Here is a 23,754-nt window from a genome sequence, read left to right on the forward strand (position 1 = left end):
AAGATTCGAGCAGAGTGTCCATCCTTTGATACACATCTGAGCAATGCTATCCCAAGTCCAGACTTACAGCAAGGTGCGGTTTTCAAGAGCCAGTTCGGAGTCCTGATCGCGACCATCTCAATCTGACGACATCTACTCGAAGAATTGCTCAAATCTTTCGAGTTTTCTGATGGCGAGTCGCACCATTTTCGCTGTCCTGTGACTGCTTGAAGAGTTGAAATCGCATCTGCGACGAAATCTCGTTGACAGTTTCACCGCACTCACTTGGACTTAGCGGACAAGCAAAACGAATGTCTAGCGAGTGCGCTGAGTCCCTTCATCAAGGAGCAGGTTGACCACTTCCATCCCTGAGTTCTTGAGTTGAGTCAGCAAAGCTCTCCAGCGGTCCCGATCGAGATCTTCCTCGTAAGCCCGGAGCAGCCCGACCGATTTGCCGACGTTGAGCGACTGCGAAATGGCTTTCACCAGACCGGGGTCGACGTTGTAAACTCGATCGTGGGCTTCGTCAGAACAGACCGGAACGACGTCGACAATGAAGTCTTGAAACAACTCTCGCGTCGCATTCACAGCGTCGCGAATGCTTTCCCCTTTGGCTGACTTTGGATTAGTCAAATCATACGGAGGATCCCATTCCATCACCGGACTCAGAAGGTCAATGTGCGTCAAACAAAGAATGATGGGCGGTGGACGGTGTTTTGAGTTCTGAGTGGCTGCCGCCTGAATCGATCGAAGGACTTCCAGATCCGCAGTCCGGGCGGGCTGGTGAACATCAATCACCAGAAGAACAATGTCTGCCTCGGCGATCGCAGCTTTCAGATGCTTTTTGTGAACCGTAGGGGCATCTGCGTCGGCGTATCCGGGTGTATCGAGCAGTGTGACAGTCTCGTTCGTCTCCGGCACCGGGATGACATGTCGACTCACCGAGTGAGTCGATGGCACCGCATCGGTGACAGTTTCCCTTCGACCAAGCAGCGAATTGATCACGCTCGATTTGCCAGCGTTCGTTTGCCCGATCACAGCGATCACGACCGATTCGGGGATAAACTTAGGCGTGTCGACTTCTGTTAGTCCGTCAACTTTCGTTCCGTTTTCGTTTTGGGGCTCTTCGTCACGTTCGAATGCCTGGCGGTAGCGAAGAGCGCCCCGACGCAAACGTCCGCTGTTCATTTCGATCAGGTAAAAGCCCATATGCCGCATGAACTGCAGATAGACAGTGGCGAGAACCTCGCCTTTGAGGTCTTCGGTGATCGGTCCGAGTGTGAGCCGTGACGTCACGAATTTTGCAGCATTCAAAGGATTCCAGATGACGCTCGCTAACCATCCGGCATCGCTGACCCGCTTCACCCACTTCGGTGCTTCGCCCAATGCCCTCCACTGTTTGATCGTGACCATATGGCTTCCGGGAACCGAATCCTGAAACCAGTCTTCCAAGTCATCGACGGCCAGTCGAATCGCTGCCAGAACTTCAACTGCGGTCAATGACGAGACCGGATTGTCGGCATCCGGGTGATAGTGACGTGCCAAATCCGCCGCGAGTTCCTGCGACGATTTGACGTAGAACTGGATGTCCGTCAGTTGCTGGGTTGTGAGATTTTCAACCTGCTCCTGGTGTTTCCGCACGATGCGATTGGCGGTCTCGTCGTTGGGAGTCCAATGGTTTGCCGTCTGTGTCGAATCTTCTGTGAGAAGTTTTCGCTTCCAGAAGATGTTCACGAGATAAGCAGCGAGCCAAAAGATCGGGATGATCCACCACGTCCAGCGGAACAAACCGGTCTGCCACAAAGCGTACGCGCCGAATCCAATGTAGACCACCACTGGCAATAACAGCATGACACCAATGAAGATTGTCCGTCGAGAAACCATGGTTCGTGTGACCCCGAAGTGGTGAGGTGCTAAACTGAAAACAACATCGGAATTCTTACTGCACTGACAGCATAACGAAGGAGGTGTCATGTCGACACAAACAGCGACTTTGGGAAGTGGATGCTTTTGGTGTAGCGAAGCCGTTTACCTGTCGGTCAATGGCGTCTCCAAGGTCACTTCCGGGTACATGGGTGGATCGGTTGAAAATCCGACCTACGAGGCGGTCTGTACCGGAACAACCGGACACGCGGAAGTCATTCAAATCGTATTCGACGACGAATTCGTTTCCTTTGAAGACTTGCTGAAAGTCTTCTTCCAATCACATGATCCTACGACTCTCAACCGGCAGGGGAATGACGTCGGCACACAATATCGATCGGTCATTTTCTTTCACTCTTCCGAACAGGAAGCGACCGCACGGCTGATCGTGGCAACACTGAACGAAGCCAAAGTTTTTTCGAAACCAGTTGTCACAGAGATCTCACCGGCTGAGAAGTTTTACCCCGCGGAAGATTACCATCAGGACTTCTACGCTCGGAATGAAACCCATCCCTACTGTTTCAATGTGATTCGCCCCAAACTCCACAAACTGCTCGAGACCTCTGTCCTGAAGTAAAATCAATCAGAGAGGATTCTTCGCCGGAATTGAATTCCGGGAAGTGTTGCAGAACCTTCAAACTGAGCTAATCGGACCAGCAACATCGACGTTGCAATGACTGTCAGGAATTAATTTTCGGAGCACAAGTGGCGGCGATTCTCGGGATTTCGGCATTCTATCACGATTCAGCAGCAGCCCTCGTTGTCGATGGGAAAATCATTGCTGCCGCTCAGGAAGAACGTTTCACTCGCAAAAAACACGACGAGAGTTTCCCCGAAAACGCGATCAACTATTGCCTGAACGAAGCGCGACTGACGCCTGCCGATTTGGACTATGTCGGTTTCTATGACAAACCGATGCTGAAGTTTGATCGTCTCCTGCAAACGTACACAGCTTATGCCCCGCGAGGATTCCGTTCGTTCGCGAAAGCGATGCCTCAGTGGTTGAAGCAGAAATTGCACTTACCGAAAGAAATTCGCAAAGGGCTTGGCGGCAAGTTTCGCAAACGAATCGCCTTCGCAGAACATCACGAGTCACACGCTGCCAGTGCTTTCTTTCCGTCTCCCTTCGAAGAAGCAGCGATTCTGACCGTCGATGGAGTCGGTGAGTGGGCCACAGCCAGCTTTGGAACCGGAAGAGGAAACCGGATTCAGCTGACTCACGAACTTCGCTTTCCGCATTCGCTGGGAATGCTGTATTCCGCGATGACGTACTACTGCGGATTCAAAGTCAATTCGGGGGAATACAAACTGATGGGCCTCGCCCCGTACGGCAAGCCTGTTTACTTCGAACAGATTCTTGAGAAGCTCATTGACCTCAAGGTTGACGGTTCGTTCCGGATGGACATGTCTTACTTCAATTATTGCCAGGGACTGACCATGACCAGTTCCCGGTTCCACGCTCTTTTCGGTGGTCCGCCGCGTCGGCCGGAGTCGAAGTTGACGCAGCGAGAAATGGACCTCGCCGCCTCTGTTCAGCTGGTTACTGAAGAAGTCATGCTGCGAATGGCTCGGCACGTGCATCGCCAAACGCAGATGAAGAATCTGTGTCTGGCAGGTGGTGTTGCTCTGAACTGTGTTGCGAATGGGCGATTGCTTCGCGAAGGACCGTTTGAGCGTATTTGGATTCAACCCGCTGCCGGAGATGCTGGCGGAGCACTCGGCGTCGCTTTGTTTCTGTCACACCAAATGTTGAACCACGAACGTGTCCCCAATCCGGTATTGCCTCAGGCTGCTTCAACGCTAGGTCCAGAATTTGATCGCGACACGATTCGCCAACACCTCGATTCCAAACAGGCTGTATTTACGGAACTGGCAACGAACGAAGAGCTTTGCCGGCGGGTCGCACAGCTGATCGATCAGGGGAACGTGGTTGGCTGGATGCAGGGCCGAATGGAATTTGGTCCGCGAGCTCTGGGAAATCGAAGCATTCTCGGAGACCCTCGCAATCGAGACATGCAGTCAAAGATGAACTTGAAGATCAAGTTCCGAGAGTCATTTCGGCCATTCGCTCCATCTGTGCTTAAGGAACATGCGAGCGAGTACTTCGACTTCCCTTCCGATCAGGAAAGCCCGTACATGCTTCTTGTGGCTGATGTCGCAGAAGCCCGTCGCCTTCCCGTCGAGACATCCGATTCCGTTCAAGGATTCGACTTGCTGAAACAGATCCGTTCGGAAGTCCCAGCCATCACTCACGTCGACAACTCAGCACGACTTCAGACTGTCGATCAAGACCGGCACCCGCTTTACCACCAATTGATCAGCGAATTCCACACTCAAACTGGGTGTCCGCTGTTGATCAACACTAGCTTCAACGTTCGGGGCGAGCCGATCGTCTGCACTCCGGAGGATGCTTATCGATGCTTCATGGGAACAAATATGGATGTGCTGGTCGTCGGCCAGTTTCTGTTGCTCAAAGTAGAGCAACCAGAACAGCCAAATCAAATCAACCAAGACTATATCGACCAGTTTGAGCTGGACTGACAAGGGCGAACTGTGACCTTCAAAGACCTTTTGAAAGAACCAACCACGAAGGACCTGCGGTTCTTCGCCGGACTTCAGTATCCGTTCTTTCTGTTCATCAGTTGGCTCCTCCATCGACGCGGAGTCGAATGGGGCTGGCTGTCGATTTTATTGGTGATCTCCGCAATCGTGATGATCGTGGGGCTCAGCAAACCGCGCTTGGTGAGATGGATTTACTTCGCCTGGATGGCTGCGGTCTTCCCGATTGGCTGGGTGGTTTCGCATTTGATCATGGCGGCGGTCTACTACCTCGTGGTGACCCCAGTTGGTATGATTCGAAGGCGACGACACGGAGACCCGCTACATCGTGAATTCGAACCTGAAACTGATTCGTACTGGGTGGAACGCCCCGGTCAAAAGTCTGACGAATCCTACTTCCGTCAGTTTTAGAGCAAGTTGCTCATTCCTGTGCACTCGCTTGAACTTCCTCGTTAGGTTAAAGGCTGAGTTTGCTCGTGCGAGTGAGTGCAGTGAACTGCTGAACTGGTAAAGCACATGAACGAACCAGAGTCCACAACAACGAAGCCGACCTCTGAAAACTCTGCGTCTGCCGATGCACCGGGAAATGGTTCATCATTCGAAGACGCTGCCAACGAAGAGCAATTGAGCCTCATTGCCGAGTTCGTGCTGTTCCTGAAAGAGAACAAAGCTTGGTGGCTGGTCCCGATTCTCCTCGCGCTGGTTCTGATCTTCGTAGCAGCCTGGTTGAGCAGCTCGGTCGCAGCCCCGTTCATCTATCCGCTCTTCTGAACAGCGCTTCGTCTTGACCTTCGAAGAACTAAATCGTCAGCGACACTCAGCGAGGCATCCATCGCCCTTGCAGCGGACGTGCTTGGGATGTGTCTCCGAGATAGAAATAGGCAACCACATCCGCTTCAGCGATCGGATTCAAAGAAGATTGTATTTCGATCGGCTTCAGCGAGTAGAGCCCTTCGTCGACGCCTTCTTCAATGTCCAATCTGGCCCGACATTGGTCCGTTATTCTCCAGAGTTCCCCGTGAACTGGTTCTCCCGCACCTTGGCTTTGCGTCAGACCGGGATAAGCACCGAGGTCGAACAGTCGGTATTTCGGGAGCGTGACTGCGCCACCAAGGAACTCCTGTTCCTTGAGTAAGTAATTGCGGCAGTCACCTCGCTGAAGGGTTCCGTAAACAAACAGAATGATCTCAGCACTCTCAAGGTTCGCTTCATCACTCGACATCTGTCGTTCCCTGAACCACCGATGCTGATCCTGTCGGGACGAGATCCGAATGTTGAAGTCCGGGTACAATCTCTCCGGAGAGTTTTCTGATCAGCGATCTGACATCGAAGAAGATCATGTTGAGCACCGGGACGATGATCAGTGTCAGAGCAGTGGCGAAGATCAGCCCGAAGGTGAGCGTCACTGCCATCGGAATCAGAAATTTCGCCTGAAAGCTCTTCTCAAACATCATCGGAGTCAGCCCGGCAGCGGTCGTGACGGTGGTCAGAAGGATCGGTCGCAAACGCAACCGTGCTCCGTCGATACTGGCGGCGAACTCGCTCATGCCTTCCCGAATTCTCTTGTTGATGAAGTCGACGAGCACGAGCGAGTCATTGACGACGATTCCCGTCAGAGCAATCAAACCAATCGCGCTGAGGATCGTCATCGGATTGTCAGTGATCCAATGACCGATGATCGCCCCCTGAATTCCAAACGGAATCGCCGACATGACCACTAACGGCTGAAAGTATGACCGGAACAAAGCGGCCAACATCATGTAGATCATCAGCAGTGCGACCGGCATTGCGAGCGTCAGGCTGCTGAACGATTTCCCCTGCTCTTCGCTGCTCCCCAGAAACTCAACTCGAATTCCGGGATACTCCTTCTGAAGCTTGGGAAGGTAATCGTTTTTGATTCTGCCGATAATGTCCGTCGGCGAGGCAATTAACGTGTCGACGTCGCCGGTGATCGTCATCGCTCGATCAAGTTGTGAGCGATGAATCTGTGTGAAACCTCGAGTCTCTTCGATCTCGGCAACTTCCTGAATCGGCACCCACGAGATGACTCCATCCTGATTCGCAGGAGTCGGAATCCACAGAGATTCGATGTGAAACACATCCTCTCGAAAATCTCTCGGATAGCGGACCATGATCTTCACTTCCTCGCGGTTGCGCGTTATCCGTCTCGCTTCGACTCCGTATGTCGCTGCCCGAACGGACTGCCCGAGTGACGCCTTCGTGATGCCCGTCGAACGTGCGGAAGGCCGGAGCGATAGCTGCACTTCCCGACGTCCATCATCGAAATCGTCTCCAAGATCAACCACTCCCGCATACGTTGAGAGTTGGGCTTTGAAGTCCTCAACAATTTCCTCGAGTTCTTCCATGCTTCGGCCAGTGAGTCGGATTTCGATGTCCTTCCCTCCGGGGCCGCCGCTCATTAGTTGCCAGGTGATTGAGTTAATCCCCGTCAGTTTTTCGGACTCTGCTCGAAGTTCAGCGAGAACTTCCTGACTCGACCGCAAGCCGCGTTGCTCTCTTTCGTCAGCTGCCATCAGTTCGATCCACAATTGACCGACATGCGATTGCAGTTCGACACCCATTCCTCCGGTGGAATTCACGTCAATCATCACAGCGACATCCATTGCCACTCCATCCACCTCGGGCATTTTAGTCGCTGCATCACTCAGGCGACGAAGCCGTTCTTCCACCGCAGATGTATTCGAACCGACCGGCAATTCGATCTGCGCGATCATCGACTCCGCATCCATCTTCTGAATGAATTCCCACTTCACAATGTTGCCGGGAGAGAGCGTCGACATCTCTCCGTCAGATGTTTCCGGTTGCTCCTCACTTTGATCAGCGACTTGCGGAGCAGGCGGTGCTCCAAAGAACAACCCGAGCGTCATCATGCACAACGAAACAGCGACCGCGAGAGACAAATATCGCCATTTGAGGACGACTCGCAGAATCGACGAATAGACGTCCATCAAAGTTTCAATGAATCGTTGTTGAGCAGCCCCGACCATCGAGACATAACGCAACAGTCCGGTGCGGGGCTTCTCTTTGCGATGATCTTTATGTGGGGGCAAGTGACTCAAGTGGGCGGGAAGAATAATCAATGCTTCCACGAGCGAGACCGACAACGCCGCGATCACGACCAGCGGAAGCTCGCGGAAGAAATCGCCAATCTGCCCTCGGATGAACATGAGCGGCAGAAATGCGGCAATCGTCGTACAGACAGCTGCGGTGACTGGCCACTGAACTTCTTCAGCCCCACGGATTGCAGCCTGATACGCAGGCATGCCTTCTTCCACTCGACGATAAATATTCTCCCCGATCACAATGGCATCATCGACGATAATTCCCAGCACGATGATCAGGCCGAACATAGAAAGCAGATTGATTGAGACTCCCATCATCGCCATCACGATGAACGTTCCAAGAAACGAAATCGGAAGCCCGACCGCCGTCCAGAAAGCAACGCGCCAGTTCAGAAACAGTACGAGACTGATCAACACAAGCAAGAGCCCGGACTTTCCGTTGCGAAGCATCAAGTCGAGTCGACCTTCCACAAAACGTGCGAGGTCATTGTGAGTCGCCACGCTGAAATTGTGCTGAAACGGGTTGTTTCGACTTTCTTCGTAGATGGTCATCGGATCAGGCCGTCCAGCCAGACTATCCGCGAATCGTGACAACCCAGCGGAGACGCGTGTCAGAAATCCGGGATTGCTACCCGGTGCATAGTCCGGGTCAAAGTCCTCGCCCATCTTTCCTGCGACGTACGCTTTGACCAGCGTGGAAATTTGAATCGCATCCTGGCTGGGCGTTTTCTGAACAGTCAGAGTGGCCGACCGTTTTCCTTCCCAGTAACTCATGACGTCTGTGTCGATGAATTCATCACGAATCACTGCCACGTCAGCCAGCTTGAGCGTTCGTCCGTCCGGTAGGGCAAGGATTTCGATCTCTTCAAGATCGATTCCGGTCTGCTTTTCTCCGAGAGTTTTGACCGCGACCTGACCGCGTTCCCCTTTGAGGTTTCCGCCGGAAACATCGAGATTGGTTTGACGGATCGCCTGAGCAATTTGGTCGAGGGTCAAGTTGTATTCAATGAGCCGATCGGGCTGGACTTCGACGCTGATTTCATCGTCCCGAATCCCGGACAGTTGAACGTCACTCACCCCCGGCAGTTGGAGCAAATCGTCCTTGATGTCTCTGGCTGCCTGTTTCAGCGATCTCTCATCGCCGTCTCCAAAGACCGAAACCATGATCACTGGCAGCGTCGGTTCCATTTTAGCGATGGAGATTTTCTCAAGGTCGTCGGGAAGATCCTGCAGCGAGTCGACCTCGTTCTTCACTTCCTGCATCACCACATCGACGTCTTTGACCGAGTTGTAGAGCGTCAATGTTGTCAGCGACATCCCTTCCGAAACGGTCGAATTGATCTTTTCGATTCCGTCAACATCGCGGACAGCTTCCTCGACTTTGATGGTCACCGCCCGCTCGAGTTCCTCCGGTTGAGTCGCGGGATAAATGGCCGTGATCGAAATCTTGTTCGGCCGACTTTCCGGAAACATTTCCCGGACGAGCGTCAGTGCGAATCCGAATCCTGCCACCAGCGTGACAATCATCATCATGTTCACGAAAACAGGGTTCTCGACGCTGAACTTCGGGAGAGACATGAAAAACAACCCGTTCCGAACGGTTGAGGAAGTGATGGTCGACGCGCAGGCATTCACACGTCAAACTGTGATGCGACCGTCAAACTGATACAATCACAGCAGATACTACCCGGGAAAAACAAGGTTGCCCAGATGGCAAAGTGCGACGAAGGCTACGCCTGCGAAATTTGTGGAGAGTACGTTCACAAGATCTCTGACAGTGACCTCTACCTGCGCTACATCATCGGAGAAATCGGAAGTCGCGAGCTCTTAGCATCTCCGGAACGCCATCTTCGCTGCAACCCGACGCTGGCCCAGTTCATTGTCGACGACTCGTTTCCCCAAGTTGAGGTGGACGGACCATTTGCAAAATCGGAACTCGACGAGGCGGATGTGCAACAGCGAGAAGAGTTGGTGACCAGAGGATACCACCGCCTCCGGGAAGTCCAATCGTTGGGAATCGCAATCAGCGACTATCCACTCCCGGAAGTGCTGAGTCGGAAACAACATTCCCGTAGATAGCAACCGATCCTGCAAGGTGGCATGGGCTTTCGGCCTATGCTAGATTTCGCCTGCAGAGTTACTTCCTCAACACATCGCCAGGTTGATACAGATGAATGTTGCAGTCGTCCAGCCTATCGCCGGAGTCTCGGTGAATCGTGAAACGGACATCGAAGCGGTCTATCCGTCTATTGCCTCCGGATTTCTGGGGCAGTTGATCGGCATGATCATGGGAGCCGTTTCTGCAGCGATTCCCGTGACATTTATTCGCGTGATTGTGCTCGTCGCAGTTGGAGCGGCTTTGTTGCCACTTGGCTTGCTGGCCTACGCTCTCAACAAAATCTTTGGTGTCTGCTACATCGTGACAAACCGATCCGTCCAGAAGCGATCGTTCCTGGGCAACTCAATGACAGCTCAGGTCGCACTCACCGACATCGATCACATCGAAATCGCTTCAGGGGCCGGCTACAAGTTCCACCGAGTTGGAGACTTGAATCTCGTGGGGGCACAAGGCAATCTCCTTTTGACGATTGAAGCGATTCAGTTCCCAGAACGGCTCAAGCACGTCATTCTGGATGCACGACAAGCCCGGCAGCTCTCCGATCGCTCTCTGGCCCAGATTCAATCGCGATAATTTTCGACCGCGATCACGTCCGCTGTCATCTCTCCCAACGTGATTTGCGGAACAAATCGGCGAGCTGAGGCCAATTCTTCAAATCGTTCCGTCCATTTTGACTGTCCGCTGAACTCGTGTCGACAGTCACGATTGACTTCACATCGGTTCACTACCCGGAATTCTTGTCAAATTTCCGGAATCGCAACCGCATTGTCAGTCGAGTTGTCGTATTAGAACTGGAACCGATTGTACTCTCCATTTGCCACCTGCATGATGGTAACATCCAAATGCGGAGTGGTTCTCAGAAGTTCCGGCTTGACAATGACTTGTGTTAGGTCGGAAGATAGAGACCAAAGATTCCGGCGATGGAAATGGAGTTGGGCGTGTTTTGATCCATCTGCAGTTGATGTTCGTTGAATGGACAGACAGGCTGACACCGCTATCGTCCCTTTTCGACAGTCCAGTCGAAACTAGCCTCGGGAATGGGTTGTGGAGGCGGATGTCGCTGGTCTGATCGAATAGATATTGCATTCCTTCGACTGAAGTTTCCGTCCCACGCGAGGAGGTTGTCATGAGACAACGTCGTAGAGGTTTTACTCTGATTGAATTGCTGGTTGTGATCGCGATCGTTGCGATCCTCGTCGCCCTTCTCTTGCCTGCTGTCCAGCGCGCGCGCGAATCTGCTTCGAAAACGCAGTGCCTGAACAACCTGAAACAGCTTGGGCTGGCACTTCACAACTACCACGATGCCCACTCAGTGTTTCCTCCCGGTCAGATTGCCAACCCGCAATACTTCCTGAGCGACAACATCGGCAACTACGTCAATCCGGGTGAAGCTCGCGAGTTTCGCGACAACAACAACCAACCGCTCTGGTTCGGTGCCCAGGGAACAAGCTGGATGCTGCACCTGCTGCCGATGATCGAACAGGCTCCTCTCTACAATGCCTGGTCATTCGACGGAAATGTCCGCCAGAACGGGGAAGAGCCACCGCTATACCGAGACAACGACGGCATCGGTCTGTTTCCGCCACGGGAAGAGATCAAAACCTTCTACTGTCCTTCACGTCGAAGTGAAATGGGTGCAACAGCCTTGTTCGCTCAGACCGTTCGAATCGATCCAAGTTGGACCAGCGGAGGAAACGATTACGCAGGTTGCACCGGTTCTGGAATTGCTTTCAAAGATGACGTGGCTGGCGAACAGCAGACTTACTTCCTGACACCTGCTCAACTCAACGCGACAATTCTCCCAGCGACAGGTCCTCTGTCAGCACGATCACCGTTTGCTCAGGACTCGACCAAAGTTGGTGTCTTCGGCGTGAACAGCAACACGAAGATGTCCACCATCACCGACGGAACCACGACCACGATCATGGTTGCAGAACGCCAGATCATCCAGAATCCACGTCAAAACCGACCACAGGAACGCAGCAGCGACGGATGGGCGTTCGGTGGTCCTGCCACACTCTTCTCGACTCGATTGACGCCTCAAAATACTGGTCGAATTGAAGTTGTGAACGACGTCGACAACAACAATCGTCACTTCGACGAAGCTGGCAGCGCTCACGCTCAAGTTGTCAACGTGTTGATGGGAGACGGCGGAGCTCGAAACGTCAGCATCAATATCGATCTGCGAACCTGGAACAACCTCGGAAACATGGCTCAGGGATCTCCAGTTGAGTTCTAAGCGTGTGAACAGACCGAGGAGATGAAGCGTTGCAGGTTTGATGAATTCGCACCACAACAGGGTGGCTGAACGCCACCCTGTTGCATTTGTATACGAGACTCATCGATCGCGATTCCAATCGCTTTCGAAGAAGCAACAGTGATGCAAAGAGCAGATTAGAACCGGGTCGGGTGCCTGTGTTCTTTTGTAAAGTCGCACAGAGTGATATTCTTTGTTCATCAAAAATGGGTGATCTGATTTGAAAGGTCGGACTGAATGACGATTCGCTACCAGTGTCCTGAGTGCGATCAGGTTCTGAAAATCCGTGACGACAAAGCAGGAACGGAAGCTAAGTGCCCCAAATGCAAAGCCAAATTTGTCGTTCCGCAACCGACTTCTGAAGATTCGTCTGAAGCAAGTGGCGACAGTCCTCCGGCGAAGAAAAAAGCACCCAGCCCAAAGAGCGAGCAAAAGGAGCCTGCGAAAGCTGCCAAGGAAGCCAAAAAGAGCGAAGCGAAACCGAAACCGGCTGCTGATCCCGATGATTTTGATCCAGCTGAATTTCTGATGGAGGATGGCCCCGGTGCCAAAGCTTCCGCAGGTCTTGTGGAAAAAGCACCCGCCGAAAAAGGGCCCGCGACCGACAGCAAAGGTCGCAGGCTCATGACTCCCAGCTCAACGTCTGCCGCCAAAAGAGCGAGCATGTCCCCGGCCGCTGCCGCGGCAGAAGATGCGACAGTCAATGCGTCTGCGAATGCTCGCGACTTGATGACCAAGACGATGGAGGAAAGTCGGGTCAAAGCATCGTCGATGCCAACGACAGAGAAGAAGCCGACATTCGATTTCTCCGGCGCCCGCCAGGAACTGATTCGCTACGCTCCTCATATCGGAGGAACACTGGCCGCCATTTTCGTGGCCTACTTCATCGCTCAATCTATGTTCGGCGAGGGAGTCGAACTTCCTCCGCTGTACGACGTGTCCGGCACCGTCACGGTGAACGGAAAAGCTCTGCCAAACGTGACAGTCATCTTCGAACCACTCGACGCGACGAAGGGCGGAACGGACGACGGGCCGAAAAGACTTCGAACGTCAACCGGCGTCACGGACGAAAGCGGCTATTTCACCCTGTATTACATGCAGGGAGAGCGGGGAGCACCGAAAGGCAAAGGACGCATCTGGCTTCAGCCGAACAGTGCTGCAGACGTCAAGAAAATCCCGGCGGAATACGCAGGTCGCGGAAACGACATTCGCGAAGTCCGAGAAGCCGGCAACGAAGGCAAGTTCAATATCGAAATCGACCAGAAACCGCCGCAGCAATAACGCTCATCGGTGTTCATCGGTCTTTCGACGATTCTCGTTGATCATCTGCGCTCGTTGGGAATCGCATATTCCAACGAGCGTCATTCTGTCCGGCCAAAGTCCCAACGAATAAGGAATCGTCAGGTCATCGAACTGACGTCTTCGATCGCTGTCAGGACCTCTTGAGAAGGTTCACGCGGTGAGTCTCTTCAGCTCGTCGTTGCTGGTTCTTCGGGAACAGCAGCGGGCTTCGCCCTAAAAAGAACGCGATAGCACAACCCGCTACGAATCCGCCGGTATGGGCCCACCACGCAACTCCACCACCTTCCGCGGCAGACATAGTCATCGTCCCCTGAAACGCTTGAAACAGGAACCAGACTCCCAGAAACAGCGGAGCTGGAACGACGACGATTTGCATGATGTATCCCAGCGGGATGAGGGCTTCGACTCGAGAATGCGGGTACCAGACGAAATACGCTCCCATCACACCAGCAATCGCTCCGCTGGCTCCAATCGTGGGAACCGTTGATCCGGGCCCGCTGATGAAGTGGACAAAACTCGCCGCCACTCCGCATCCCAGGTAGAACACAACATATCCGAGGTGTCCAAAGCGGTCTTCGACATTGTCTCCGAAGATGTGAAGAAACCACATGTTGCCGAGGAAGTGCATCCATCCCCCGTGTAGGAAGATGCACGTCAGCAATGTCATCCAGGCAGGGACAGCTTGTTGCTCCAGCGTTTGCGTGACGAGTTCCCGTTCGATTCCGCGCGGAGTTTGGACGTGTCGCTCACCAACCACCACTTCGACTGGCGCACTTGGATCCTGCACGCGTGCCGGAATCATTCCGTACTTTTCAACCATCGACAATTCGCCGGGCTGATCCTGTAGCTGTAGCAGAAACGTCAGAGCACACAGAGCAATGACTGTGTAATTGGCGATCGGTAACCGACGGGTCGGAATGTCGTCACGAAGTGGAAGCATGGGAGTTCCTGATCATTAAACACAGCGTCTGAAAACATCGCTTCTGAAGGTGATGCATTGATGCCGTTGTAAAGTTAACCGTCGACCCAAAGCTCGAACAGAAACCGCTCGATGGCACGCAGCCCATTCTTGAAATTCTGTTCTTCAGTCCGATCGCTTCCGCGTCGAGGACGAAAGCTGTGATCACCATCCGGAGACCAGTGTACCTTGATCGACTCTGAAAGATTGTATTGTTCAACCTCTTCTCGATTCCCGAACGGATCGTTTTCACCTTGCAGAATCAACGTTGGAGTCTGGAGGTCCGCGAGATGGGCTGTTCGAAGCTTCTCCGGTTTACCAGTCGGATGAAATGGATATCCCAGACAGATCAAACCTTGAGCACGACTCTCGTCCGCAACAAGACTCGCAATTCGACCTCCCATCGATTTGCCACCGATGACGACCTGTTCATTCGGAACTTCTTCCAAAACAGACAACCACGTCTCACGAAGTTTGTTTTCGCGATCAGGAGGCCGCTTCCGACCGGTCCGTGAACGTTCTTCCATGTACGGAAAATCGAATCGGACGACGCGATAGTGAAGATCAGCAAGCCCGTCGGCGAAGTAGCTGAGAAAACGAGAGTCTGAACTCTCCCCTGCTCCGTGCGTCAGGATGACGCACTTCTTTGCTTTACGTGGACCGGAAATTGTCAGCCGCGGTTGAGACATGAGTTTACTCTCGGATGGAAATGCAACTCACTCGTTACTATCGGACTCTCTGAAATGCAATCGCCGCACGCCGAATTTCGCAAAACTGACAGTGATCAGCAGCAAATTCCAGTCTGTCGAATGCAGCAGTTGACGGCTTCAATTAAACGGAGCAGCACGCCATACCAACGCTGAAGACTCCCGAGAATGGGCCTCCTGCTTGATGCAGAGTTGAGTCGGACGATATGGTAGTTGATGAGGAATGTGCTGAATGGCTCGTCCCGAGGAATTGGATTCTTTCATGAATCCTCTCCTCAGATATCGCGTTCAGCATCCTGCTGTACTAGTTGATAAGTGTCTGCGGAAACACCTTCGACTGATGATCTCGCCACGGTGGAGTCGCTGTTGATTATTGCCATCTCGACGATTGGGACCATCGTACTTGGAAATCCACAATGGCTCTGGCCGATTGTCGCCGGAGGTCTCATCGTTGCTGTTGGCATCATTCTGTCTTACCGCTCAGCACGGCTCCCTCCACTGACCAGGGTTGCCCTCGTCCTCCTCAAACTGGTGGGTCTAGCCCTCATCTGCTTCTGTCTTTTGAATCCGCTATGGAGCGAGAGTGATGTCCGCCCCGGCGAAAATATCGTCCTGTTGCTGGTCGATAACAGCTCGTCCTTATCCGTTCGTGACCAGAACGAGCAGCCTCGCGGCGATGTGGTTCAGGAACTTCTGCACGCCGATCATAAGGACTGGTTCACGCGACTAAGTCAGGACTACGATTTGCGAAGATACCTGTTCGGAGATCAACTGCGTCAGGTCGATGACTTTCAGGGAGTCGATTTCAGCGACAATCGCTCTGAGATGGCGATGGGACTGCAAGGTTTGCAACAGCGGTTTCAAAACAAACCGCTCGCTGGAGTCCTCTTATTCTCCGATGGAAATGCCACTGATTTGGAAGCGTTCGAGGGGCTGCAAACAGGCGTCCCCATCTATCCGGTAGTAAGTCCGGACTGGGAAAATCTCGGAGACGATCTGGCCATTGAACGACTGGCAGTCCGCGAAACGAATTTCGAAGATGCCCCGATCTCTGTCGTGGCAACCGTGACCTCAAGTTACAGCAGCGAACAAGCTGTCGTCGCCACACTCGAACTCGTGAAGAATATCAGTCAGTCGTCAGAAGTAGAGGAAGCATCGACTCCGGATGAAACGGACCCGTCGACGAATTTGTTCGGTGTCGAGACCAGCAACCCAGTCGAAGAGATTCCAGCTGTCGAGGACGAAGTCGATGGAGAAACCTCGTCGCTGATCACTCAATCGGTTTCACTTCTTCCCAATACTCCAACCACGCTGGAATTCGATGTTCTCCCCCCGCAGATGGGGATTTGCTACTACCGACTCCGCATCCGCCCCGCCTCCGAAGAAGACATCTTCGCGGACCCTGAGACCAGTTCAGAAGCGACTCTTGAGAACAACGAACGCTTGCTGACGGTCGATCGAGGCACAAATCAGAAGCGAATTCTGTATGTGGGAGGCCGTCCCAACTGGGAGTACAAATTCCTGAATCGCGCCCTTTCGGAAGACCGAGCAGTTGATCTCGTCACCCTTATTCGAATTGCGAAGAAGGAAGCCAAGTTCGACTTCCGCGGCCGGGTCGGAGAAAACAGCAACTCACTCTTTCGTGGATTCAATGACGAGGTCGACGAAGAAACCGAATCGTTCGACGAAGCTGTACTCGTGCGACTGAATACGCGAGATGCCGGGGAACTCGCTGCGGGGTTTCCGAAAACGAAAGAGGAACTTTACGAGTACAAAGCGATCGTCCTTGATGATGTTGAATCCGGTTTCTTCAGCCACGATCAACAAGTACTCATCGACCGGTTTGTTTCTGTTCGGGGAGGAGGGCTCTTGCTGCTCGGCGGGCGTGATGCTTTTCGCCATGGTGATTGGGACCGGTCTTCTTTGCGAGATGCCTTTCCGGTGTATCTCGATCGGCAAGGTCCACCAGCTTCGGGTGAGCTTCGCTGGGATTTGACGCGCGACGGGTGGCTCGAACCTTGGATGCGTGTTCGCTCGACGGAAGATCAGGAAAAGACACGGCTGCAGCAGATTCCTGATCTCGAGTTCGTCAATCCAGCGACAGACCCTAAACCGGGCGGACGAATTTTTGCGACCGTTCAGGACAACTCGTCGAATGAGTATCCAGCCGTCGTTGCTCAACAATACGGCCATGGGCGTTCCGTTGCAGTCTTGATCGGAGACCTCTGGAAGTGGTCGCTGAGTCGCCCTGAAACAGATGAAGATGATCTCGCTCGATTCTGGAGGCAACTCGTACGCTGGCTGATCGCAGATGTGCCGCAGCGTGTCGAGGTCTCCCTCAATCCAATTTCTCTGGGCACGATTCCTGCCATGAATATTCAAGTGAACGTCCGGCAAGAAGACTACGAACCCCAGGAAAACGCACAAGTCACCATCCAAGTCACCACTCCGTCTGATGAAGTTCTGGAGTTGACTGCGGAACCCAGCCTCGAGGCACCTGGGCTCTTCGAAACGTCGTACGTGCCGAGAGAACGCGGGGCTTACCTCGCGTCTGTCGTGACTCAAAACGAAGAGTCTGAACTTCCCGTCACAGCCCAGGCTGGATGGACGAGTGATCCAAAAGAGGAAGAGTTTCGAAACGTCGGTTTCAATCGAGAACTGCTCGGTCGACTGGCTCAGAGTTCCGGCGGCGAGGTCATTGAGATTGGAGCGCTCGACGAGTTTGTGCGAACACTTCCCCAAAGAGACCTCCCGGCAAAACAAGTTCGGACGACACCTCTCTGGCACACACCATGGTTGCTTGTCACAGCGATTCTATGTTTGACGGCGGAATGGGGACTGCGGAGGGTGAGAGGACTTCCATGACCAAATGTTGCTGCCTGTTGAGTTGGATGCTCATCTGCCTCCTGATCGTCAATTCCGCTCCTGCCGACGAAAACACTGAGTCCGCCAAGCGTGGCGACTTATTGATCGTCGTCGGGGAAGCTGGGACAGATGAGTTTGGAAATCAGTTCGCAATCTGGTCCAGTCGCTGGGAAGAAGCAGCCCGCACCGGGCAATTTGAAGTTCACACGCTGGCAGACTCGAAGCATCCTCGCGAAGACTTCGCTGAAAAACTGAAGGAGTTGTCGCAGGCGAGTGAAACTCCACTTTGGATTGTCTGGCTGGGTCATGGAACATTCGACGGACGCACAGCCAAGTTCAACCTCCCGGGTCCGGACATCACAGCCACTGAGGTCAGCGAGTTTCTCGAAGACAATGCCCGGCTGGTGATTTCGATTCACTGCACGGCAGCGAGTGCTCCGTTTCTGGATGCGCTTTCAGGAGAAAACCGAATCATCGTCACTGCGACGCGGAGCGGTGATCAGGTCAGCTTCTCACACTTTGGAGAATACCTCTCGGCTGCCATTTCGGATGTGAATGCAGATCTCGACAAGGATCAGCAGGTCTCATTGCTCGAAGCGTTTCTCATCGCCTCCCGTCGAGTCGAGGAGTTCTACGAAGCCGATGGACGAATTCCGACGGAGAACTCGCTGATCGACGACAATGGAGACAGCGTGGGAACTCGAGCGTCAGCTTTCCAAGGATTCCGAGTCAAATCCAAACCTCAAAACTCGGATCAGGAGCTGGATGGTTTGCGGGCCCACCAGCAGCACTTGATTGCCAACGAGCGAGATCGTCTGCTCTCCCCGGAACAACTCGCCCGCAGGAATGAAATCGAAGTCGAAATCGAATCGCTGCGAAGCCTCAAAGAGACTCTTTCCGAAGACGAGTATTACGATCGTCTGGAAGCATTGTTTTTACAGCTTGGGGAACTTCTTCTTCCCCAACAGTTCGAGCCCGCAGAGACAGATGGTCAGGCCCAACCGGAAGCGAACGATGAACCATCCTCAACCAGCCCTGCTTCGCAAAAACCCGCAATCGCCAATTAAACGTCTCGTGTCGGATGCGCCCTATTTTTCAGTGAACCGATGACCACTTCGATTGTCTCTATAGATCGAACAAGTGGTTCAGAGTCGGCGTCGAGAACGGCCGACCGAGAGCCATTTGCTCCGTTTTTTTGGCCATATTGAGCAGTTTGTTCAACGTGAACGAGAGCTGTTATTACGATTGAACGGACCGATCAGTGAGTTTCGATCATGAGACGTAAGTCTTTTTCAACATTACGTTAACGAACTTTTCGTGGCATTGTGTTCATGTCACAGGAGATTTGCGAAAAAGATCTCCGGCACGAATAGAAAAGCTCCTCTTCGAACTCATTCGCCCCTACAATTAGGTTGTAGAGGCCAACTATTGAAATGTCGGGGTTGTCCGGATCGCTACTCACCGTTCAGAAGGTTTCAGTTGCCTTTGCGAACGTTTATTCGATAATCCCTGAAATACCTTGGGCTGTTCAAGCGAAAGAGTCACACCGTATGGATTCCCATTTGATTGGGCAGGACATGGATGTCACGAGAGTTTTTCATCCCGAAAGGGATCTGTTGGACGACATCCCTGAATCTGCGAACCTCGTCAGTGAGATGTCAGCAGAACTCGCTGCCAAGTACGAAAACATTATCGCTCGAGATCGAGTCTCCTGGAATCAGGAGTACGATCTGGTTCGGAAGTTGGGAACCGGTGGACAAGGCACCGTTTTCCTGGCGCGCCGCATGGGTGCTTTCGACGTTTCCTTCCAGTTGGCGTTGAAGTTCTTTCGCCCGGATGGGTATCAGGATCTGAACATCTATCGCAGCGAGATGGCACGCCTGGCCGAAGTGGCAATGGACGTCTCGCGAATCCAGCAAGACCACGTCATCGACATCTTCAACATCGTCGAGTACGAAGGAATTCTCGTTCTCGCGACCGAATGGGTGGACGGTTTCGACCTCAGACAGCTTCTCGCACCCGGGCTTCTGGCAAGCCTTCAGAAACGTGTGGAGCCTGATCGATGGGAATACATCAACGATGTGATTATCACCAACGCCGGGTTTCAGTGCCGACTGATGCCCGGGGTCGTCGTAAGCATTCTGCGCGAGTGTCTGGCAGGTCTTTCTGCACTTCATCGTGAGAACGTGATTCATGCAGACCTGAAGCCAGCGAACGTCATGATCAAGCAGACTGGCAACTGCAAAATCATCGACCTCGGATCATCATTCTCGATGGACCGCAGACCACAACGCCCCACGTGGACGCTGCGCTACGCGCCGGTGGAAGTGCTCCAGGGAGAACCGCACACGCCATTGTCAGACCTGGCGAGCTTGGGGTACGTGGTCCTCGAACTGCTGACCGGAACCATCCCGTTCGTCGGGGTGAATGACGTCAACGAGTTGATTCGATGTAAGCACGACATGTGGAAGCGAATTCCTGAACTCCTTCCCAAAGATGTCGCGCGAAACGGAACGCTCGTCGAGATGTTGTCGAAGATGATTGCCCCCGATCCTGCGGACCGATTCTCTTCCCTTGAGGAAGCGGATTTATCGCAGATTGGAGCATCTGAAATTGCCCGACAACTGGTGAAAGTCGACATGGACACCGTTGTTTCAAACGAAATGAGAGTGCTGCTTCGCGAGGTGAGTGAAATCTCCTCAACTCCTGATTCTCAATAATGTTCTGTGCTTGAAGATGCTTGTAGCGAGAGGCTTGCTGATCGCGTCTGGCGATCATTTCTGAGAGTTTTCGTTTTTGACGGAACGATTCATGGCGGATGATCGTCAAAACTTGGTGTTTGTCAAAACAGACGATCTGCGACTCGTTGAAGCAACACTGGCTGGGAATACAGAAGCCTACGGAGAACTGGTCAATCGATACCAAGATCGACTGTTCTCGGCACTTGTTCACATGCTGGGATCAATTCATGATGCGCGGGATGTCGCTCAGGAAGCGTTTCTCTCAGCATTTGAGAAACTCAGCACCTTTCGCAAGGAAGCATCTTTTTATTCCTGGCTGTTTCGAATCGCATACAATGCAGCCATTACCAATCGACGCAAACTCAAACGCCGGGCAGCGACTTCGCTGGAAGCGAAGCAGGACTCGCTCGGCTTTGAGATTGTGGATGACCATCCCGACGCCAATCCGGATCACCAAATGGAGTCTGAAGAACGCGTTCGACAGGTCAGAATAGCATTGGAACAACTGTCGTGTGACTACCGTGACGTCATTGTCATGAAAGAAATGGAGGGGATGCGTTACGACGAGATCGCAAGCATCCTCAATTGCCCCGTGGGGACAGTTCGCAGCCGAATTCATCGCGCACGAAACGACCTGCGTGATATTTTGACTCGTAGTCTCTCCCCCGAATCAGAAGCTTTCACCACTTAGTTTCGATCCCAATATCTTTTGAAAGAGTTTGAATTTCAGGATGTCCTTCGTTTATTCACCAGAAATGCTATCCGCCTACCTCGACGGAGAACTTACGGATGCTGAAAAGCAGTTCCTTGAGGAATTGCTGCAGCAAAGTCCGGAGTTACAGGCTGAACTGGATGAAATCAAAAACGTCAGCTTGAGGGTTCAAGAAGTCCCAAGACTGTCCGCCCCGGTCGATTTGCAAAGCCAAATCCTGGAGGCAGTCAAAGGTCAATCACAGGGCGTGAAGAAAGCTGGCACAGCTGCGCCGAAGAGATCACGATTCTCATGGCTCGCGTCATCGATTGCGGTCTGTCTTGGCATCGGCGTGACGGTTTGGATGCTTCAAAAGAATCAGAATCCGTCGGACTCGCTGGCCAACGGAATACACTCCACGATGATCGAATCAAAAGAGTTGGCGGTGATTCCGGTTTCCGATTCACCTGTCAATTCGACGACCTCGTTTCAAACGGATGCTTCAGGCGGAAGACGAGATCTCGTCGCGAGCACAATGGAGTTCTCGTCCAACGGGGTCAATGAATCGCTCGTGTTGGCGGATCAGCTGTCGACACAACCAAGCCCTGAGTTCACCGATTCCGACGGCATTTCATCCATCGAAGAGTTGTCGATGCTGGCCGGTGCTATGCCGACCGAACCGCAGCAGTCAACGCCAACGGTTGTGTCTCTTTCAGCCAAAGACTTGGCGCAACGCCTCAAGACTCTGACAGACATTCCGGACAGAGGGGAAGATCTCTCTGTGGCGACAGTTCACGCTGGGACGCCGATTATCGTTGATTTCACCGTCGTCGATATTCAAAAGACGCTTGGCGAAGTTGAGATTCTGGTCAAATCGCAAGCTTCCTGGCCGGCCAATATGCAAGACATCGAGATGAACTCGCAGACTGCAAACGATGAGCAATTCACGGTTGTTGTGCTCGATCTCGAAGAGCCGAAACTGGAGACCGTTTTGAATAGTGTCGAAGCTGTCAGTGCGGTCATGTACGTCGAGGAAGATGCTTACGAACTGCTTCGCGAAACGGACCTGAGTCTTGTTAACGATGATCTGTCGCGTCAGTCAGGGATCGCTTCAGCTGCATCCGATCTCGAAACTCGGAGTGATCCATATTCTGAATCGCGATTTTCTGGAGAAGCTGCTGAGTCCATGTTTTCGGCGACATCGACACCGCAATCCGACGTCAACTCGGCTTCTTCCGGCTTGGGAACACTGGAACTTGCCAGCGAGCAAGAGAGTCGCAATCTGAGTCAATTCTTTACTCAGGCACCCAGACGATTTCGATTCGAGCTGAGCCCAGAGAAAACGTTGAAGGAAGGATTTGTCGCACAGGGAACCGTGACGAGAGGACTGATCGTTGACGCAAACGCTCAACCGAGCGATTTCATCGCTCCAGAAGCATCCGGAACCAACTCTGTAAGCGAATCCACTTTGAACCGGTCATTTGATGCCGGAAAACCGTCCAGCGTGGACGACTTCGGAATTTCACCAACCCAGTCGGATTCATTTCTGCTGAACGCCGCTACGAATACGACACAGACTGCGGAAATGAACGCTGACAATGTCGAAGTTACCTCCCCCAAGGCGGCCCTTTCATCTGAGCCGAATGAGTCGATGACTCGAAGGAATTCGGGGCTTTCATATCAGGTGAAACCGGGAGCTGTTCCTGCACCAGCACTTACCCCACGTCAGCAAGAGCAGAAGATCCGCGCCTTTTTGCTTCTGAGAGAAATTCCGGAGTAGTCTTTCCATCGCGAGTCTGCCGGAAAGTCAGGCTGAGTTGACGGTCACAAACAGGCTTGTATCCTGCTTGTTTGCACGACTGAAACACCGGAAAAACTCATGGCAGATCCATCCCCCGCTCTCCTGGAAACCTTCGAGAATCCTTACCCAAATCGATCTTATACGATCGACACGGTCTGTCCCGAGTTCACCTCGATGTGTCCCAAAACGGGGCAACCGGATTTCGGAACGCTGACGATCTCGTACATCCCAAACCAGAAGTGTTTCGAACTCAAATCACTGAAGCTCTATCTCCAGCAGTATCGCAACTACGGTGCTTTCTACGAGAGAGTGACGAACCAGATTCTGGACGACCTCGTTTCCGTGACAGAGCCGAAATGGATGAAACTCGAAGCAGCCTTCACTCCGCGTGGCGGCATCCGAACAACGGTCATCGTTGAACATCCAGAAACTCATTCGTAGCCGTCGATCGTCAGTCTCAGATTCTAAACCCGAATCGCCGTGCGCTCACGATCTCTTTCTGAGTGAACAGACTTCTTGCCCGCAGCGACCACTCTCTTCGTCGCTTCCGATTCCAATCTGATGCCGCTGACTGTCGATTCGACAAGTCGGTCTTGGTGAATCTGGATGCCACCACTATGGTTACGGCAAATAATCGGACTGGATTTTCTTCCTGACACTCGTCAAACAGATCGCTGCGATCAATTAAAACGCTGAACGACAAAGATTTGAATTCAGCGTTTTCGATCGATTGTGCATCGATTCACGCGGACGAACGCAGCGTTCATCA

19 protein-coding genes are annotated in these 23,754 nt (G+C 52.9%); 14 read left to right on the plus strand and 5 right to left on the minus strand.

Annotation, left to right across the window (positions count from 1 at the left end):
• Window positions 1-294: 294 nt before the first annotated feature.
• Complete coding sequence (locus tag AB1L42_RS13265; RefSeq protein ID WP_367056105.1) at window positions 295-1,830, minus strand: GTPase domain-containing protein; 1,536 nt, start codon at window positions 1,828-1,830, stop codon at window positions 295-297.
• 121 nt (window positions 1,831-1,951) lie between these two features.
• Here AB1L42_RS13265 and msrA point away from each other — a divergent pair, with 121 nt between their 5' ends.
• The 4 genes from msrA to AB1L42_RS13285 all read left to right on the plus strand — a co-directional run bounded on the left by msrA (window position 1,952) and on the right by AB1L42_RS13285 (window position 5,232).
• A complete protein-coding gene (gene msrA / locus AB1L42_RS13270) occupies window positions 1,952-2,479 on the plus strand; it encodes a peptide-methionine (S)-S-oxide reductase MsrA (protein WP_367056108.1) in 528 nt (175 codons plus the stop codon).
• 128 nt (window positions 2,480-2,607) lie between these two features.
• On the plus strand, window positions 2,608-4,443 hold the full coding sequence (locus tag AB1L42_RS13275) for a carbamoyltransferase (RefSeq protein ID WP_367056111.1): 1,836 nt from the start codon (window positions 2,608-2,610) through the stop codon (window positions 4,441-4,443).
• 12 nt (window positions 4,444-4,455) lie between these two features.
• On the plus strand, window positions 4,456-4,872 hold the full coding sequence (locus AB1L42_RS13280) for an SxtJ family membrane protein (RefSeq protein WP_367056114.1): 417 nt from the start codon (window positions 4,456-4,458) through the stop codon (window positions 4,870-4,872).
• Window positions 4,873-4,977: 105 nt separating this feature from the next.
• Window positions 4,978-5,232, plus strand: coding sequence for a DUF5989 family protein (locus AB1L42_RS13285; protein WP_367056117.1), 255 nt, complete (start codon window positions 4,978-4,980; stop codon window positions 5,230-5,232).
• Between the two features lie 46 nt (window positions 5,233-5,278).
• On the opposite strand, the gene AB1L42_RS13290 is transcribed toward AB1L42_RS13285, so the two are convergent.
• Window positions 5,279-5,683, minus strand: coding sequence for a gamma-glutamylcyclotransferase family protein (locus AB1L42_RS13290; RefSeq protein WP_367056120.1), 405 nt, complete (start codon window positions 5,681-5,683; stop codon window positions 5,279-5,281).
• On the minus strand, window positions 5,673-9,122 hold the full coding sequence (locus tag AB1L42_RS13295) for an efflux RND transporter permease subunit (RefSeq protein ID WP_367056123.1): 3,450 nt from the start codon (window positions 9,120-9,122) through the stop codon (window positions 5,673-5,675). Before AB1L42_RS13295 ends, AB1L42_RS13290 begins: the two co-directional genes overlap by 11 nt.
• A 132-nt stretch (window positions 9,123-9,254) precedes the next feature.
• Between AB1L42_RS13295 and AB1L42_RS13300 the strand changes: the two genes are divergently transcribed.
• The 4 genes from AB1L42_RS13300 (at window position 9,255) to AB1L42_RS13315 (ending at window position 13,201) form a co-directional block, all read left to right on the plus strand.
• On the plus strand, window positions 9,255-9,623 hold the full coding sequence (locus AB1L42_RS13300) for a hypothetical protein (protein WP_367056129.1): 369 nt from the start codon (window positions 9,255-9,257) through the stop codon (window positions 9,621-9,623).
• A gap of 91 nt (window positions 9,624-9,714) precedes the next feature.
• The gene (locus AB1L42_RS13305; RefSeq protein ID WP_367056132.1) at window positions 9,715-10,236 is read left to right on the plus strand and encodes a hypothetical protein; all 522 of its coding nucleotides are present in this window, start codon (window positions 9,715-9,717) and stop codon (window positions 10,234-10,236) included.
• 553 nt (window positions 10,237-10,789) lie between these two features.
• Window positions 10,790-11,902: a DUF1559 domain-containing protein gene (locus AB1L42_RS13310; protein ID WP_367056135.1), complete on the plus strand. Its 1,113-nt coding sequence runs from the start codon at window positions 10,790-10,792 to the stop codon at window positions 11,900-11,902.
• A gap of 255 nt (window positions 11,903-12,157) precedes the next feature.
• Window positions 12,158-13,201 (plus strand): hypothetical protein, encoded by a 1,044-nt coding sequence (locus AB1L42_RS13315; RefSeq protein WP_367056138.1) that lies wholly within the window; start codon window positions 12,158-12,160, stop codon window positions 13,199-13,201.
• A gap of 151 nt (window positions 13,202-13,352) precedes the next feature.
• Here AB1L42_RS13315 and AB1L42_RS13320 read toward each other — a convergent pair whose 3' ends face one another.
• A complete protein-coding gene (locus AB1L42_RS13320) occupies window positions 13,353-14,162 on the minus strand; it encodes a rhomboid family intramembrane serine protease (RefSeq protein ID WP_367056141.1) in 810 nt (269 codons plus the stop codon).
• A gap of 74 nt (window positions 14,163-14,236) precedes the next feature.
• Window positions 14,237-14,869, minus strand: a complete 633-nt coding sequence (locus AB1L42_RS13325; RefSeq protein ID WP_367056144.1) for an alpha/beta fold hydrolase — start codon at window positions 14,867-14,869, stop codon at window positions 14,237-14,239.
• Window positions 14,870-15,241: 372 nt separating this feature from the next.
• On the opposite strand from AB1L42_RS13325, the gene AB1L42_RS13330 reads away from it, so the two are divergent.
• The 6 genes from AB1L42_RS13330 to queF all read left to right on the plus strand — a co-directional run bounded on the left by AB1L42_RS13330 (window position 15,242) and on the right by queF (window position 23,426).
• Window positions 15,242-17,752, plus strand: coding sequence for a hypothetical protein (locus AB1L42_RS13330; RefSeq protein WP_367056147.1), 2,511 nt, complete (start codon window positions 15,242-15,244; stop codon window positions 17,750-17,752).
• The gene (locus tag AB1L42_RS13335) at window positions 17,749-18,819 is read left to right on the plus strand and encodes a hypothetical protein (RefSeq protein ID WP_367056150.1); all 1,071 of its coding nucleotides are present in this window, start codon (window positions 17,749-17,751) and stop codon (window positions 18,817-18,819) included. The genes AB1L42_RS13330 and AB1L42_RS13335 overlap by 4 nt, the downstream gene beginning before the upstream one ends.
• A 483-nt stretch (window positions 18,820-19,302) precedes the next feature.
• A complete protein-coding gene (locus AB1L42_RS13340; RefSeq protein WP_367056153.1) occupies window positions 19,303-20,472 on the plus strand; it encodes a serine/threonine-protein kinase in 1,170 nt (389 codons plus the stop codon).
• 91 nt (window positions 20,473-20,563) lie between these two features.
• A complete protein-coding gene (locus AB1L42_RS13345) occupies window positions 20,564-21,184 on the plus strand; it encodes a sigma-70 family RNA polymerase sigma factor (protein ID WP_367056156.1) in 621 nt (206 codons plus the stop codon).
• A 40-nt stretch (window positions 21,185-21,224) separates the two neighbouring features.
• Complete coding sequence (locus tag AB1L42_RS13350; RefSeq protein WP_367056159.1) at window positions 21,225-22,964, plus strand: hypothetical protein; 1,740 nt, start codon at window positions 21,225-21,227, stop codon at window positions 22,962-22,964.
• A gap of 99 nt (window positions 22,965-23,063) precedes the next feature.
• Window positions 23,064-23,426, plus strand: a complete 363-nt coding sequence (gene queF, locus AB1L42_RS13355; RefSeq protein WP_367056162.1) for a preQ(1) synthase — start codon at window positions 23,064-23,066, stop codon at window positions 23,424-23,426.
• Window positions 23,427-23,754: the final 328 nt, after the last annotated feature.

Origin of the sequence: Thalassoglobus sp. JC818 (assembly GCF_040717535.1) — a bacterium.
In the GTDB taxonomy this organism is placed as follows: Bacteria; Planctomycetota; Planctomycetia; order Planctomycetales; family Planctomycetaceae; genus Thalassoglobus.

What these genes read in the sequence shown, in the direction of transcription:
- AB1L42_RS13265 (WP_367056105.1), bottom strand. Translation starts at nt 1,830, where the DNA reads ATGCTGTTATTGCCAGTGGTGGTCTACATTGGATTCGGCGCGTACGCT.
- msrA (WP_367056108.1), top strand. Translation starts at nt 1,952, where the DNA reads ATGTCGACACAAACAGCGACTTTGGGAAGTGGATGCTTTTGGTGTAGC.
- AB1L42_RS13285 (WP_367056117.1), top strand. Translation starts at nt 4,978, where the DNA reads ATGAACGAACCAGAGTCCACAACAACGAAGCCGACCTCTGAAAACTCT.
- AB1L42_RS13290 (WP_367056120.1), bottom strand. Translation starts at nt 5,683, where the DNA reads ATGTCGAGTGATGAAGCGAACCTTGAGAGTGCTGAGATCATTCTGTTT.
- AB1L42_RS13295 (WP_367056123.1), bottom strand. Translation starts at nt 9,122, where the DNA reads ATGTCTCTCCCGAAGTTCAGCGTCGAGAACCCTGTTTTCGTGAACATG.
- AB1L42_RS13300 (WP_367056129.1), top strand. Translation starts at nt 9,255, where the DNA reads ATGGCAAAGTGCGACGAAGGCTACGCCTGCGAAATTTGTGGAGAGTAC.
- AB1L42_RS13305 (WP_367056132.1), top strand. Translation starts at nt 9,715, where the DNA reads ATGAATGTTGCAGTCGTCCAGCCTATCGCCGGAGTCTCGGTGAATCGT.
- AB1L42_RS13310 (WP_367056135.1), top strand. Translation starts at nt 10,790, where the DNA reads ATGAGACAACGTCGTAGAGGTTTTACTCTGATTGAATTGCTGGTTGTG.
- AB1L42_RS13315 (WP_367056138.1), top strand. Translation starts at nt 12,158, where the DNA reads ATGACGATTCGCTACCAGTGTCCTGAGTGCGATCAGGTTCTGAAAATC.
- AB1L42_RS13320 (WP_367056141.1), bottom strand. Translation starts at nt 14,162, where the DNA reads ATGCTTCCACTTCGTGACGACATTCCGACCCGTCGGTTACCGATCGCC.
- AB1L42_RS13325 (WP_367056144.1), bottom strand. Translation starts at nt 14,869, where the DNA reads ATGTCTCAACCGCGGCTGACAATTTCCGGTCCACGTAAAGCAAAGAAG.
- AB1L42_RS13335 (WP_367056150.1), top strand. Translation starts at nt 17,749, where the DNA reads ATGACCAAATGTTGCTGCCTGTTGAGTTGGATGCTCATCTGCCTCCTG.
- AB1L42_RS13340 (WP_367056153.1), top strand. Translation starts at nt 19,303, where the DNA reads ATGGATTCCCATTTGATTGGGCAGGACATGGATGTCACGAGAGTTTTT.
- AB1L42_RS13345 (WP_367056156.1), top strand. Translation starts at nt 20,564, where the DNA reads ATGGCGGATGATCGTCAAAACTTGGTGTTTGTCAAAACAGACGATCTG.
- AB1L42_RS13350 (WP_367056159.1), top strand. Translation starts at nt 21,225, where the DNA reads ATGTCCTTCGTTTATTCACCAGAAATGCTATCCGCCTACCTCGACGGA.
- queF (WP_367056162.1), top strand. Translation starts at nt 23,064, where the DNA reads ATGGCAGATCCATCCCCCGCTCTCCTGGAAACCTTCGAGAATCCTTAC.